This window comes from Oceanobacillus sp. J11TS1 (assembly GCF_018333215.1).
Taxonomy (GTDB): Bacteria; Bacillota; Bacilli; order Bacillales; family Amphibacillaceae; genus Oceanobacillus.
This window is the reverse complement of sequence record NZ_BORO01000006.1, coordinates 69,582-85,057: the sequence shown is the minus strand read 5'-3', so window position 1 is coordinate 85,057 and position 15,476 is coordinate 69,582. Positions and strand designations below refer to the sequence as shown.

Sequence of the window (15,476 nt, the reverse complement as noted above, 5' to 3'; positions counted from 1 at the left end):
GCCTCATTCTTTATTTGTTTCAATATTTATGCAAAAAATAAAAACTACCAAAAGGCAGTCTTCACATTTTTATTTATAAGTTATTTTTTTCTGATAATATATACCAATCGGTTTTTTAGCTGTCCCTTCCTTTCCGCTTGGGTATTCGGGACTTACAACAGTATAAGAACATCTTTGATAGATCAATTTTGAGTTAATTGTAGCTGTTTTTACTTTTTTCTTGTCTACTGTGCTAGGTACTTTATAAGACCCAGCAGATGAAACAGAATAAGAACCTGTTACGTTAAAACCAACTGCCATTGAAATAATAGATGACGTTAAACCATAATCACCAGAATAAGTAGCTGCATGACTCTTACTATACGGAAGGTCCATCGTTATCCCTGGATCACCAGCTGCGCTATTTATTGTTGGGCCATACGCGTCACTTAATTTTAAATACTTTATTCTTGCTCTACCTTGCTTATACCATTGTCCTGGTAATCGAGTGGCTTGCGACCCTACCGTACGCTCTTCTGTTTTAGATATAACTTGAACTCCTGAAACCAATTCGTCATTAAGCAGTTCCGTTACTTTTGCTTCTAACTCTTTTTCACCTTCAAAATCTTCAGCATACAATACAACTGGGTCGATATATTCGTCCAGAACTACTTCCTTCCCATCGTATAAACCTTCATCATGCTTAATTTCTTCACCTTCGAATATCGGATTTTCAATTAAGAGTTCTTCATCCTCATCCAATTTTCCAGCACTTACTGAACTAAAAGGAGGGGTTGCCAGGCAAAGACAAAGAAGGATAACAAAAAATTTTAATGATTTCTGATTCATTGGTATTTTTCCCTCTCTCCCTATTTATATAAACAAGCTTTTCGTGTATAACATTATTATTATATATCGTAGGGAGGGAACTGCAACCATTATTTTCAAATAAATGAAGAAGCAATCTCATTTATTAATCGAAGAAGAGGCAACAATACCTCTAGCTTCATAGAGAATAAAGAGCCGGAGACAAAAGTGTTTTATCAAACAGCTTTCAAACACAATTTGTGCGCATCCTCGTTTCTTCAGCAATACGCTGCTTTCCGTGTGCTTGTCCCCGGCCTCCCGCGCTCTATAAGCATGTTGTTCGGTTTCTTGACGATACACTTTCTTTTGGTTTCGTCCTTATTTTAATTCATTCTTCTTGGTCAGTCTTTACAAGGAGATGATTTGAGCCTTATCTGCTGAACAACAAGTTTGCATTCTGGACTTACCTTTGCTTCTTCATGTTAAGATAAAACGCAATTAAAAAAGGCTTCGTAATCATTTTATTTCTTACTTAACTGATCAACGGCTAAAATCGCATCCGCAATATCATCTGCCTTAATTTCTTCAGAAAGATTGCTCATTGTTTCGCCTTCTTGGGTTGCTGCTTCTCCAACTTTTCGTAAATCTTCGTAAGAAACTTCGTCTAAGTGCATTTCTTTCAATGTTGTTGGCAAGCCTAAGGAACGGTAGAATTCAATATATTTTTGAATTTCTTCTTCTGGATGAAGTTCAAGTACCAGCTGCGTCAGTGTTCCGTATGCAACTTTCTCTCCATGTGTTAAGTGATGAATATCCCCATCAAGTACAGTGAAACCATTATGAATTGCATGCGCACCAGCTAGCCCGCCACTTTCAAAGCCTAGTCCTGATAAAAGGGTATTCGCTTCCACAACAGCTTCAACCTGCTTTGTCACCAGGCCTTTTTCGACCGCTTTATATGCTGCTTTCCCATAAGCAAACAATGTTTTCTCACATGCTTCTGCAATGGCACGGGCAGCAATACTTGTCTTCCCTCCTGCCATAGCGTCTCCATTACTTTTAATCGTTGCTCGAACTTCCACCCATGTGGCAAGGGCATCCGCAATTCCAGAAGCAAATAAACGAGGAGGTGCACCAGCAACTACTTTTGTGTCTACAAGCACGAGCTCCGGATTTTTATTATAGAATTTATAGGATTCAAACACGCCCTCATCATTGTAAATAACAGATAAAGCGCTTGTTGGCGCATCTGTTGAAGCAGTGGAAGGGACAATAACAACACTGACCTCAAGCTCATCAGCAACAGCTTTTGCAGTATCGAGTGTTTTTCCTCCCCCAACACCAATTACAAAATCAACATCACCCTGTTTTCCTTCATCCGCAATGCGCTTTACTTCATTTAAGGAAGCTTCCCCATTAAATTGGACAAAATGAAAATCTAATTCTTCAGACTTTAAACTGTTTTGAATGGTATCTCCAGTGATATCCCAAACTACTTCATCGGAAATAACTAATGGCTTCTTACCGATGGCGTTTACATGTTTGCCTAGATCATTCAAAGCTCCTTTTCCTTGAATATATTTGCTTGGTGAGGTAAAAATAATGGTTGACATGTGATCACTCCATTTCTAAGATTTGATTTTATTGTAACATAGCGTTCACAATTTGTGAAACATTTCACAAATTAAAATATACGAAATTTCATTGAACATCTGAGCATCCTACTTTTTCTTATTTTAACGAACAAACCTTCAATTAATTATGAGCATATTACTTAATGAAGCTTTCAAAATCAAATTTTTGAAAGGCAAAATAAAAATACAAAAGATTTATAATATCTTTTGCATTTTTATTTCTTTATTTAGCGATATCACTCCGATAATAAAAGTTATTCTTTAATTCTACTTGATCAAGCTGAGCATATACTTTCCTTGCAGCTTCTGAAAGAGTTTCTGCACGACCACCGACGAGAAGTACTCTTCCGCTATCTGACACAAGGCTTTCATTGTCTTTTTTCGTTCCTGCATGAATAATATAGGTATCTTTTTTATCATCAAATTTGGGAACTCTTTCCCCTATCTTATAAGTCCCCGGGTATCCTTTCGAAGCAAGAACAACGCCGACGCAGGCTTCTTCATGCCATTCTAAATTCGGCTCCTTCTTCTCAAGTACATCCTGTATTACCTGGACTAAATCATTCTTTAATAATGGAAGGACTACCTGTGTTTCTGGATCCCCGAAACGGGTGTTGAACTCAATAACTTTTGGTCCGTACTTTGTCAGAATTAAGCCTGCATAAAGGATCCCAGTAAAAGATCTTCCTTCACTCATCATGCCCTCTGCTGTTTTCTTAAGAATTTGCTCTACAGAAAACTGATAAGCTTCCTTCGTTAAATCTGGGATTGGCGCAAATGCTCCCATTCCTCCCGTATTTGGCCCCTCATCATTGTCATATGCTCGTTTATAATCTCTTGCAGCCATCATCGGGTAGACCTTATCTTCATGGACAAATGCCATTAAAGAGAATTCAGCTCCTTCTAAATACGCTTCAATAACAATCGTGGAGCCAGCCTGATCAAATGCCTTACAAATGAGCATATCATCAATCGCTTGATATGCCTCTTCTTCAGTCATTGCTACTATTACACCTTTTCCGGCTGCCAAACCGTCTGCTTTAATCACAATAGGAGCACCCATTTCAGCGACGTGTTTTTTTGCTTCGTCCGCATCTTGAAAAACGCCGTAGGAAGCAGTAGGAATAGCATATTTTTTCATAAAATCCTTTGCGTAACTTTTACTGCCTTCTAGCCAGGATGCTTCTTGGGTTGGCGCAAAAATAGTCAAATTTTCCGTTTGGAATCTATTTGCGATTCCAGCGTTTAATGAATTCTCAGGACCAACAATAGTTAGATCAACTGCTGCTTCTTTGACAAAAGACACTAGATCTTCTATGTTCATTTCATCAATGGAAATACATTCTGCGTCTTCTTCCATCCCAGCATTTCCAGGTGCGACATAAATTTTTTGGATTTGTTTGTTTTCCTTTAGCTTTTTAACAATGCTGTGCTCTCTGCCGCCACGTCCTACCACTAATATTTTCAAGTCCAACCCCTCCGATTCCAGTATCTCAAAATAAAATGGTACTTCGACCTTTGGCTTCCTATCCATATCGCTTTATTACTAAATCAATCAATAAACTTATCCAGAAGCAATACGGTTAATGTTTAAAATGACGGACAGATGTGTAAACCATCGCTACACCATACTTATTACATACATCAATGGAGTCCTGGTCACGCTTTGACCCGCCAGGCTGAATGATTGCTGTTATGCCAGCTTTTGCTGCAGCTTCTACTGTATCCGGCATCGGGAAAAATGCATCTGAGGCAAGAACTGCTCCCTTTGCCTTTTCTGCAGCTTGCTTGATGGCAATTTCGGCAGCCCCAATACGATTCATTTGTCCGGCTCCAACCCCAATCGTCTGTGTATCCTTTGCAAGTACAATCGCATTAGATTTCACATGTTTGACTGCTTTCCAAGCGAATAGTAAATCGGCTATTTCTGCTTCCGTTGGTTTTTTATCCGTAACTACTTCTAATTCATCTGCTTGTACTTCTTTTCTGTCTACGTCTTGAATAAGCACGCCGCCATCAACCATTGTCAATCGTTCTTGCTGTTCTTGCTGATTCGAAACATCTAGTTCTAATAAACGGATATTTTTCTTTTCAGTCAATAAGTCAAACGCATCCTTATCAAAAGAAGGCGCAACAACAATTTCTAAAAAAATAGACCGAAGCTGCTCTGCAGTCTGTAAATCAACAGGTCGATTGCAAGCAACAATACCGCCAAAAATAGAAACAGGATCCGCTTCATAAGTTCGCTTAAATGCTTTTGCAAGTGTTTCACCGATACCAATTCCGCATGGATTCATATGCTTTACAGCAACTGCGGCAGGTTCTTTATATTCACGTAAAATTTCTAATGCCGCATTGGCATCTTGAATATTATTGTAAGATAGCCCTTTACCGTGTAATTGATTTGCTGTTGCCAAAGTAGCAGAGGACTGAATAGACGTTTTATAAAAGGCTGCCTGCTGATGCGGATTTTCCCCATAACGCAGGTCTTGTACTTTTTCATATGTAACGGTATAGATTTCCGGGAATTCTTCTTTCGTTTGTGTTTGAAAATAAGAAGCAATCATTGCATCATAGTGTGCAGTATGTCTAAAAACTTTTGCCGCTAATTGCTGACGAAAGGCATAAGAGTCCGCTTTATTTTCAATTGCTTCTAAAACTGCTTCATAATCCATAGGATCTGCGACAACTAATACGTCCACAAAATTTTTCGCAGCAGAACGAAGCATGGAAGGTCCGCCAATATCAATATTTTCAATAACTTCATCCTGTGTCACGTCTGGTTTTTGAACCGTTTCTTTAAATGGGTAAAGGTTTACTGCAACCAAATCAATCGGAGCAATCTGATGCTCCTCCATTTGTGCACGGTGATTCTCATTGGAACGTTTCCCCAAAAGTCCGCCATGAATCTTTGGATGTAATGTTTTTACTCTACCATCAAGAATTTCCGGGAAATTCGTTGTTTCCTCTACAGGAATAGCTTGAACGCCAGAATCTTTTAATAATCGAATCGTTCCTCCAGTAGATAAAATTTCATAGCCTTTCCCCTCTAATTTTTTTGCAAATTCTACAATACCTGTTTTGTCAGATACACTAATGAGCGCACGTTTTTTCATTATAATTCCTCCGTTCCATTTTTCTTAGATGAAATTTTTTCTGGGGAGTTTTGCGGACATTTATCTGTAATAAGTTGTTTAATGACTCTCGGATATAAGCAATGCTCCACCGCTTGAATTCGTAATTTTAACTGTTCTTCTGTTTCGCCTTGAATAATTGGAACTTCTTCCTGTGCAATGATGGGACCCGTATCCATTCCTTTATCTACATAGTGTATGGTTACCCCTGTCTTCGAGACAGCTCCCTGCAATGCTTGTCCAATCGCATTTTTTCCGGGAAAGCTCGGTAAAAGCGATGGGTGAATATTAACAATTCGTCCTTCATAGTGTGCCAGCAGGGTTTCCCCAATAAGACGCATATAACCGGCTAGGAATATCCATTCTACTTGAAAAGATTGCATTTTTTCATAAATAACGGCTTCATAGGCTTGCTTGGAAGGGTATTGCTTTGGATCAAACACAAGCGTCGGAACGCTTAAGCTTTTAGCTTTTTCTATTACAGATGCTCCTGGTTTATCGCAAACGAGCAAAGCAATAGAGCTCGCAATTTTTTCATCTTGCATCATCGCTTCAAAGTTACTTCCTGTTCCTGATGCAAATACACCAGCTCGCTGTTTCATGAAGAAATTTGCACCCCTTCACCTTGCATGACGTGACCAATAGCAGCTGCTTCGATATTATTCCCCTCTAAAACTTCACAGACTGCCTGCTGATCTTCTTTGGCCACGGCAATGACCATTCCAATTCCCATATTAAAAACACGATACATTTCACGAGCGTCCATTTCCCCAAGCCTTTTCAAGAATGGAAAAATCTCCGGAACACTCCAAGTCCCCTCCTGTATCACTGCACCAAGACCTGCGGTGAACATTCGTGGAATATTCTCATCAAATCCACCACCTGTAATATGCGCAATTCCTTTAATATGGACCTTTTCTTTGATAGATCGAATTGCTTTTGTATAAATTTTTGTGGGGGTCATAACAACTTCACCCAAAGGCTTCGATAATCCTTCATACGTTTTTTCTAAATCAAAACCTTCAATAAGCTTTCGAACGAGAGAATAGCCATTAGAATGAAGCCCGCTGGATGCTAAACCAATAAGGATATCTCCTTCTTTGAGGCTTTCCCCTGTAATGATTGCTTTTTTTTCTGCGATGCCAACCACAAAACCAGCTAAATCATATTCATTTGCAGCATACATGCCTGGCATCTCAGCTGTTTCTCCGCCGATTAACGAAGCATTTGCTTCCTGACATCCTGCAGCAATTCCTGATACAATCTCCTCAATCTGCGCTGGGTCATTTTCTCCACAAGCAATATAATCTAAAAAGAAAAGCGGGTCTCCTCCTTGAGCAGCAATATCATTGACACACATAGCCACTAAGTCAATACCTACCGTATCATGCTTATCCAGTTCAAAGGCAAACTTTAGTTTCGTGCCAACCCCATCTGTTCCTGAGAGCAGGACAGGCTCATCGTAAGAAAAGGAGGATAAATCAAAGACGCCAGCAAAAGACCCTAATGAGCCCAGCACCTCTTTTCGATGGGTTTTTTGAATATGTTTTTGCATTCTTTCTACCGCTTCATAGCCTTTTTCTACATCTACCCCAGCTTTTTTATAAAGATCCGACATATCATTTTTACCCTCCAACGTGATTTTTGATTTTAACACTTTGAGGTGTCCATTTCCTTCTCTCCACCTGGAGCAACAGGGTACAAGCCGGTCATACAAGCCATACATACACCTTGATTTATGGTTTTATCCTTTATAATAGCTTTTTCCAGCCCTTCTTCAGACAGGTAAGCAATACTGTCTGCTCCAATGATTTCACCAATTTCTTCAATAGTATTGTTTGCTCCAATTAACTCTTCCTTTGTAGACATATCAATACCGTAATAACATGGATTCGTAATAGTTGGAGAAGCAATACGTACGTGGACTTCACTTGCACCAGCGTCTTTTAGCATTTTCACAATTCGTCTGCTTGTTGTTCCCCGAACAATCGAATCATCAATCATAATGACACGTTTTCCCTCCACTATACTGTTAACCGGGGAAAGCTTCATCTTCACTCCTAGTTCTCTTAACTCCTGGGAGGGTTGAATAAAAGTTCTTCCCACATAACGGTTTTTGATAATACCCATTTCATAAGGAAGGTTGCTTTCTTCTGCGTAGCCAATCGCTGCTGAAATGCTGGAATCCGGCACACCAATAACTAAATCCGCTTCAATAAGTGCTTCTTTCGCCAACTCTTTTCCCATTTGTTTACGAGAGGCATGCACATTCACATAGTTTACATCACTGTCCGGCCTAGAAAGATAGACATATTCCATTGCGCACATTTGCCTCTTATCGCGTGGTGCAAATCGAAAGGCAGTAAGACCCTCTTGATTAATTTTAATTAATTCTCCTGGTAGTACTTCTCTCTCAAAAGTGGCTCCAATTTGATCAAAAGCACAAGTTTCTGAAGCAATCACATAAGCTTCTCCTATTCTACCAATGGATAGTGGCCTTATCCCGGACGGATCCAAGGCGGCATATAAGGTATCATCTTCTAGAACAAGATAGGCGTAAGCACCTTTGACACGGTTGAGAGCTTCAGAGATTGTTACCTCTGATACTTCCCCGCTTCGTTTTATCAAATGCGCTAATACTTCTGTATCGGAAGTAGTTTGAAAGATACTTCCCTCTTTTTCCAGCTCTTCACGTAATGCCGTTGCGTTCATTAAATTCCCATTATGCGCTAAAGCCATGCCACTAGTAAGTGACTGAAATAAAAGGGGCTGCACATTTTCAAGTCCTTTTCCACCCTGTGTTGCGTATCTTACATGTCCTAAGGCAATTTTCCCGCTTAAATCATCAAATTTCACATGCTTAAAGACATCATTTACCAATCCGAGTTGTTTATGTCCTTTTAACTGTTTATCTTTGCTAACAACAATTCCGGCACCTTCCTGACCACGATGTTGCAAGGAGTGCAATCCATAATAGGTTAATTCTGCTGCTTTATCATGTCCCCAAATTCCGAATACGCCACATTCTTCGTTTATGCCTTTGATTTCAGCAAGCATGGAATAGCTCCTTTCCAAAGCGTTTCTAATTCTGCCACATCTTCTTGAAGAATTGTTTCATTATTCGATGTTACAATTAGTTGATTTTCTGCTGTTACTTGACCAAGTTTTGCTGCATCTGTAAATACTTCTTCAAAAGCTGCTTGATTATGCGGCTTTACCGTAACAAGGAAACGTGATTGTGTTTCACTAAACAGCTCAATAGTTGCATCGCCAGAAATGACCACCTCTGCACCAAGTTTTTTGTTTTGGAATAAAGATTCTGCTAGGGCAACGCCCAATCCGCCCTCTGCAAGGTCGTGCGCAGATTGAAGCGCACCTTTTTGAATTAAATGGAGTAATTTTTCCTGACGCTCTGCTTCCAGATTTAAATCGAGCTGCGGGGCTTTCCCTTCATACTTTCCGTTTTGGATAAACTGCAATTCACTGCCACCAAAATCATTCCGTGCTTCTCCAATCAGATAAATCATATCCCCTGCTTCTTGGAAGAAGCTTGGCGTAATATGCGCTGTCGACTCATGCAATCCGACCATGCCAACAACCGGCGTAGGATAAATAGACTTTCCTTTAGATTGATTATATAAGGAAACATTTCCGCTGATAACTGGTGTATTCAGTGCTTTACATGCAGCACTCATACCTTCTACACTTTTTTCCATTTGCCAGAAAATTTCTGGATTCGTTGGATTTCCAAAATTTAATCCGTCTGTTATTCCTAGCGGCTTGGCTCCAGAGCAGACAATGTTACGGGCAGCTTCTGCAACAGCAATTTTCCCGCCTTCCGCTGGATCTAAATAAATATAACGAGAATTGCAGTCGGTTGTAATTGCTAAAGCTTTATCCGTTCCTTTTATACGGACTATTGCCGCATCAGATCCTGGTGTAACTACCGTATTGGTTTGCACCATCGAATCATACTGGTCATACACCCATTCTTTGCTTGCGATGGTCGGCTGTTGTAATAATTGTTTTAAGGTGCCCCCATAATTACTTACAAATGGTGTGTCCACTTCCATTTGCTGAAAAGCTTGATAATATTCCGCTTCTCTCGATGGCATATGGTAGACAGGTGCATCATCCGCCAAAGAATCCACCGGAATGTCTACAACGACCTCACCATAATGTTTAATGCGAAACACTTTTTCCTGGATAACTCTTCCAATCGGAACAGATTTCAGACCATATTTTTCAAAAATATCTATAATTTCCTGCTCACGTCCGGCCTTCACGCAAAGCAACATTCTCTCCTGCGATTCAGAGAGCATCATTTCATAGGCTGTCATATTTTGCTCTCGCTGCGGAACAAGGTCTAAATTCATTTCCAATCCGGTTCCTGCTTTACTCGCCATCTCACTCGCAGAAGAAGTTAATCCAGCAGCACCCATATCCTGCATTCCAACGAGCGCGTCCGAATGAATCACTTCCAAGCAAGCTTCAATTAATAATTTTTCCATAAATGGATCACCGACTTGAACAGCAGGTCGGTCTTTATTAGAATCCGCTGCTAAATCATCAGAAGCAAACGTAGCCCCATGGATACCATCTCTTCCTGTTGGCGGCCCTGCATACAGAATGGTGTTGCCAATTCCGGCAGCAATTCCTTTTTGTATGTCTTTATGATTAATGATACCTACGCACATTGCGTTCACTAGCGGGTTATCTTCATAGCTGTCATCAAATTGTACCTCCCCGCCAACTGTAGGAACACCAACACAATTTCCGTAGCCAGCAATACCAGCTACAACCTCAGAAAACAGGTAGCTTGTACGATTGGTTGTTAAAGGACCAAAACGTAAAGAATTCATTAATGCAATTGGACGGGCTCCCATCGAAAACACATCACGAATAATTCCACCCACGCCTGTTGCCGCACCTTGATACGGCTCTACAGCAGATGGATGATTATGACTTTCGACTTTGAAAACAACTGCCTGCTCATCACCAATATCAATAATTCCGGCTCCTTCTCCCGGACCTTGTAAAACATACGGACCTTCCGTAGGGAACTTTCTTAATAGCGGTTTAGATGTTTTGTAGCTGCAATGCTCCGACCACATGACAGAGAAGATCCCAGTCTCTGTAAAATTAGGACGGCGACCGAGGATTGCTTTGATTTTCTCAAACTCCTCGTCACTTAAACCCATATCTCGATATATTCGATCTTGTTCCATTTTCTCTGGATCCATATTATGCGTTAACTGCATTGCTGCTCCTCCAATTCGCAATCATAGATTGAAATAGGCTTAGCCCGTCTTCACTTCTTAATAATGCTTCTACAGCCCGTTCTGGATGCGGCATCATGCCAAGCACATTGCCAGCCTTATTGCGAATACCGGCAATATCCGCAACCGAACCATTCGGATTATTTTTATAAGTAAATACAATTTGATTATTATCTTTTAATTCTTTTAACGTTGCCTCATCACAGAAATAGTTGCCTTCTCCATGCGCAATCGGAAAGCGGACGATTTGCTTTTTCTCATACAATTTAGTAAAAATTGTCTCATTATCCTCGACAATCAATTCCTCCTGATGACACATAAAAGAAAGATTTTTATTGCGCATTAACGCACCTGGTAAAAGTCCTGCTTCGGTCAGTATTTGAAATCCATTACAGACACCTAATACTGGCTTCCCTTTTTCTGCATGCTCCTGAATTTTATGCATCATATTCGATGTAGACGCCATCGAACCAGAACGCAGGTAATCTCCATACGAGAAGCCGCCTGGGATAAGAATGCCATCTACACTATCTAGTAAATGCGTTTCGGTATACCAAACAAGACTGGCTTCAGCGCCTGCAATCTCTCCCGCTGCATGGAACATATCCCTGTCACAATTAGAACCTGGAAAAACAATAACAGCTACCTTCACAATCACCGGGCCCCCTCTAGCTCAATCTGATAATCTTCAATAACCGGATTTGCCAATAACTGCTCACACATCTGAGCCACTCTTCCCTTTAAGTCAGCCCCTTCCTTTACTTGAAGTTCAATATATTTCCCGACACGAACATCTTCTACTTCTGGATAATCTAAAGAATGAAGCGAAGTTTGAATTGCTTTCCCCTCTGGATCTAACACACCTTGTTTTAATGTAATGTATACCCTGACCTTTCTCATAACTTAGCCTCCAAACGATTTAGTATTTCTTCATATACGGAAATTAAGTCTCCTGTACCTTGTCGAAAAACATCTTTATCAAGCTTTTCATTCGTTCTAGCATCCCATAGTCTGCAAGTATCTGGTGATACCTCATCAGATAGCAGAATCTTTCCTGCTCGGTTTCTGCCGAATTCCAATTTAAAATCAACAAGGCGAACACCAATAGAAGCAAAGATCTCCATTAAGGCTTGGTTGATTTTTCTTGCCTCTTCTTTGATACCATTTAATTCTTCCATGGTTATACCTGTTAAGTACATCGCATGCTCATCATTAATCAATGGATCTCCTAAACTGTCATCCTTATAAAATAGTTCTGCAAGAGCAGGTTCAAAAAGTGTTTTCTCAGCGATTCCCAATCGTTTTGTAATACTTCCTGTCGCAATATTCCGAATTATCACTTCTAGCGGAATAATATCTGTTTTCTGAACTATTTGCGTAGACGAATCCAATCGTTTAATAAAATGCGACTGAATTCCTTTGTCTTCTAATGCCTTAAAGAGGAGGGAAGAGATCTCATTATTGAGTCTCCCCTTCCCATAAAACTGGGCTTTCTTCTCTCCATTAAAAGCTGTTGCATCATTCTTATACGATAGTATCAAGTGATTCACATTCGTGTCGGATTGATAGACCTTCTTTGCTTTCCCTTCATATAATAGCTCCAGTTCCATGTTGGAATTCCTCCTAAGCCAGTCCAATTTTCGTAAAGATTTGATCGACATTCTTTAAATGATACGTGTAGTCAAAGCAGTCATTGATTTCTTCTCTTGTTAATTTATTGGTAATACGGTCATCTCGTTTCACTAATTCTTTGAAATGCGTGCCCGTTTCCCAAGCTTCCATTGCTTTTGGCTGAACGATATCATAAGCTTCCTCACGTGCCATCCCTTTATCAATTAAGGATAACAACACACGTTGAGAGAAAATAACACCGTGTGTACGGTCAATATTCCGCTTCATATTTTCAGGGAATACCGTTAAATTCTTTACGATATTACCAAATCGATGCAGCATGTAATCTAGAGCAATGGTTGCATCAGGCAAGATGATACGTTCTGCAGAGGAATGCGAAATATCACGCTCATGCCACAAGGCAACATTTTCATATGCCGTCACCATATAACCGCGGATAACTCGTGCCATCCCTGTCATATTCTCTGAACCAATTGGATTACGCTTATGCGGCATTGCTGAGGAACCTTTTTGTCCCTTTGCAAAACGCTCCTCTACTTCTCTTGTTTCGGTCTTTTGCAAACCACGGATTTCTGTTGCAAATTTTTCAATCGATGTTGCAATCAAAGCTAGTGTGGATAAATAAGCTGCATGGCGATCACGCTGTAATGTTTGTGTAGAAACCGGTGCAGGTGATGTACCTAGCTCCTTACAAACATATTGTTCTACAAATGGATCGATATTGGCATAAGTTCCAACTGCTCCAGAAAGCTTACCGAATTCCACATTCTTGGCAGCAAGTTCAAAACGCTCCAAATTACGCTTCATTTCCTCATACCATAAAGCCATTTTTAAACCAAAGGTCGTTGGCTCTGCATGGACACCATGTGTACGTCCCATCATCACGGTATGTTTATGCTCTTTTGCTTTTTCTTCTAAAATACGGATAAAGCGGTGCAAGCCATCTCTTAAAATTTCATTTGCTTGTTTCAACAGATAAGAAAGGGCTGTATCTACGACGTCTGTGGAGGTTAAACCGTAATGAACCCATTTTCTTTCCTCACCTAATGTTTCGGAAACTGCACGGGTAAATGCTACTACATCATGGCGTGTCTCCTGTTCAATTTCATAAATACGATTGATATCAAAGGAAGCTTTCTCACGCAGCTTTTTAACGTCTTCTTTTGGAATAAATCCGAGTTCACTCCATGCTTCACAAGCTAGAATTTCTACCTCTAGCCACGCTTTAAATTTATTTTCTTCCGTCCAAATTTTGCCCATTTCTTCTCTTGTATAACGCTCGATCATGATTGTGTTGCCTCCTTGAAATTATCCAATTGTTTCCGTAAAGCTTCCATTGTTTCCGCTGTAAAAGTAGCATGTCCCATTTTACGCTTTTTTTTCGGTTCATCTTTTCCATAAAGATGAAGAAAACCAAAGTTATGATTAACGGTAAACTTGATCGCTTTTGGAAGGGATTCCCCTAAAATATTAATCATTGCGGTTGGCTGGTGCAGACTGACAGGAATTAATGGTAAGCCACAGATCGCCCGAATATGCTGCGCGAATTGCGATACATTACACCCCTCAATCGTATAATGCCCTGAATTATGTGGTCTTGGAGCCATTTCATTCATGTAAATCATATCCTCATCGACAAACATCTCAATCGCAAATGTCCCGACAATATTCATTTGTTCAGCAACTTTCGCCGTCATAGCACACGCCTTGTCTCTCAAAGCAGCATCTATGGTTGCTGGAACAGTGGTCTGATATAGGATATGATCACGATGTTCATTCTCTGCAATCGGAAAAAAGGTGATATTGCCTTCTTGTGATCGGCTAAAGACAACCGAGATTTCTTTATCAAAAGGAATCCATCGCTCTATTATACAATAACCATGCTCCCCGAAAAATACTAAAGCATCTTTTTTATCTTCTTCCGTTGTGAGTTTCAGCTGTCCTTTTCCATCATAACCTCCCCGACAAGTTTTAATCACCGCTGGAAGTGGAATTGCTGCTAATGCTTCCTTACATGCTTCTTCTGTTTTCACAATACGAAATTCGGGAACAGGAAGGTCTAAATCAGTAATAAGCTGCTTTTCTTTTTCCCGGGTTTGTGTAACCTCTAAAGCTAATGCTCCTTGTGGAAGTTTTCCTGCATTCTGGATAAGTTCTGCAGCATCTAAATCTACATTTTCAAATTCATATGTAATCACATCTGCTTGTTCGATTAATTGTTTTACGGCTGACAAATCCGCATAATCTGCGGTAATTTGCCCATCCGCAACTTGCGCCGCAGGACAGTTTGGTGCAGGATCTAAAACAACAATTCGATATCCCATATATCTCGCAGCAATGGCCATCATTCGCCCAAGCTGGCCACCGCCAATAATCCCAATCGTCTGTGGAGGTAAAATCGTTTTAATAGGTTGCAAGCTTATCCCTCATTTCTTGGACAGCACCCTTCATTGCTGTACGATATTCCGTTAACGCTTTTTCTGCTTCTCCATCAAATGTGCTAATAATTTGTGTTGCTAAGATAGCAGCATTCTTCGCACCTGCTTTGCCAATCGCTACGGTTGCAGTCGGTACACCACTGGGCATTTGAACAATAGACAAGAGAGAATCGATTCCTTGGAGTGCTTTGCTTTCCACAGGAACTCCAATCACCGGCAATGTTGTCTGCGAAGCAATCATTCCCGGCAAATGCGCTGCCCCTCCAGCTCCGGCAATAATGACTTTCAACCCTTTTTTCCGTGCACCCTGCGCATAGGTAAACATATCATCTGGTGTCCGGTGAGCTGAAATGATTTCCTTTTCATAGCTGATATGTAATGCTTCGAGCTCTGCACAGGTATGCTGCATCGTCTCCCAATCTGAGATACTTCCCATAATGACACCGACTTGAGCCATCGAATCCCTCTTTCTGTTTTTTATTGTTTTCTACGAATTTTAGTAGGTAGTTATTACAATAACGTTCGGCTTTTGATTGATTCAATAAAATTTATGGAGTTGTTGCTACCGTTCCA

General features: G+C 40.4%; 14 protein-coding genes. All 14 read right to left on the bottom strand.

The window, feature by feature from the left end; all coding sequences use genetic code 11:
• Nucleotides 1-69: 69 nt before the first annotated feature.
• Nucleotides 70-828, bottom strand: coding sequence for a hypothetical protein (locus tag KI343_RS06870; protein WP_212925699.1), 759 nt, complete (start codon nt 826-828; stop codon nt 70-72).
• Between the two features lie 479 nt (nt 829-1,307).
• Nucleotides 1,308-2,399 carry a glycerol dehydrogenase gene (locus KI343_RS06865; protein ID WP_212925698.1) on the bottom strand — a complete coding sequence of 364 codons (1,092 nt, stop codon included), beginning with the start codon at nt 2,397-2,399 and terminating at the stop codon, nt 1,308-1,310.
• A gap of 244 nt (nt 2,400-2,643) precedes the next feature.
• A complete protein-coding gene (gene purD, locus KI343_RS06860) occupies nt 2,644-3,888 on the bottom strand; it encodes a phosphoribosylamine--glycine ligase (RefSeq protein ID WP_212925697.1) in 1,245 nt (414 codons plus the stop codon).
• A 115-nt stretch (nt 3,889-4,003) separates the two neighbouring features.
• On the bottom strand, nt 4,004-5,536 hold the full coding sequence (gene purH / locus KI343_RS06855; protein WP_212925696.1) for a bifunctional phosphoribosylaminoimidazolecarboxamide formyltransferase/IMP cyclohydrolase: 1,533 nt from the start codon (nt 5,534-5,536) through the stop codon (nt 4,004-4,006).
• Nucleotides 5,536-6,156 (bottom strand): phosphoribosylglycinamide formyltransferase, encoded by a 621-nt coding sequence (purN, locus tag KI343_RS06850; protein WP_212925695.1) that lies wholly within the window; start codon nt 6,154-6,156, stop codon nt 5,536-5,538. The genes purH and purN overlap by 1 nt, the downstream gene beginning before the upstream one ends.
• Nucleotides 6,153-7,172, bottom strand: a complete 1,020-nt coding sequence (purM, locus tag KI343_RS06845; protein ID WP_212925694.1) for a phosphoribosylformylglycinamidine cyclo-ligase — start codon at nt 7,170-7,172, stop codon at nt 6,153-6,155. Before purM ends, purN begins: the two co-directional genes overlap by 4 nt.
• 32 nt (nt 7,173-7,204) lie before the next feature.
• Nucleotides 7,205-8,611 (bottom strand): amidophosphoribosyltransferase, encoded by a 1,407-nt coding sequence (gene purF / locus KI343_RS06840; protein ID WP_212925693.1) that lies wholly within the window; start codon nt 8,609-8,611, stop codon nt 7,205-7,207.
• Nucleotides 8,587-10,815, bottom strand: coding sequence for a phosphoribosylformylglycinamidine synthase subunit PurL (gene purL / locus KI343_RS06835; RefSeq protein ID WP_212925692.1), 2,229 nt, complete (start codon nt 10,813-10,815; stop codon nt 8,587-8,589). The genes purF and purL overlap by 25 nt, the downstream gene beginning before the upstream one ends.
• On the bottom strand, nt 10,799-11,485 hold the full coding sequence (purQ, locus tag KI343_RS06830) for a phosphoribosylformylglycinamidine synthase subunit PurQ (RefSeq protein ID WP_212925691.1): 687 nt from the start codon (nt 11,483-11,485) through the stop codon (nt 10,799-10,801). The genes purL and purQ overlap by 17 nt, the downstream gene beginning before the upstream one ends.
• 2 nt (nt 11,486-11,487) lie before the next feature.
• Nucleotides 11,488-11,733 (bottom strand): phosphoribosylformylglycinamidine synthase subunit PurS, encoded by a 246-nt coding sequence (purS, locus tag KI343_RS06825; RefSeq protein WP_212925690.1) that lies wholly within the window; start codon nt 11,731-11,733, stop codon nt 11,488-11,490.
• On the bottom strand, nt 11,730-12,443 hold the full coding sequence (gene purC / locus KI343_RS06820; protein ID WP_212925689.1) for a phosphoribosylaminoimidazolesuccinocarboxamide synthase: 714 nt from the start codon (nt 12,441-12,443) through the stop codon (nt 11,730-11,732). The genes purS and purC overlap by 4 nt, the downstream gene beginning before the upstream one ends.
• Before the next feature lie 13 nt (nt 12,444-12,456).
• The gene (purB, locus tag KI343_RS06815) at nt 12,457-13,752 is read right to left on the bottom strand and encodes an adenylosuccinate lyase (protein WP_212925688.1); all 1,296 of its coding nucleotides are present in this window, start codon (nt 13,750-13,752) and stop codon (nt 12,457-12,459) included.
• Nucleotides 13,749-14,882, bottom strand: a complete 1,134-nt coding sequence (purK, locus tag KI343_RS06810; protein ID WP_212925687.1) for a 5-(carboxyamino)imidazole ribonucleotide synthase — start codon at nt 14,880-14,882, stop codon at nt 13,749-13,751. Before purK ends, purB begins: the two co-directional genes overlap by 4 nt.
• Nucleotides 14,869-15,360, bottom strand: coding sequence for a 5-(carboxyamino)imidazole ribonucleotide mutase (purE, locus tag KI343_RS06805; RefSeq protein WP_212925686.1), 492 nt, complete (start codon nt 15,358-15,360; stop codon nt 14,869-14,871). The genes purK and purE overlap by 14 nt, the downstream gene beginning before the upstream one ends.
• Nucleotides 15,361-15,476 lie beyond the last annotated feature (116 nt).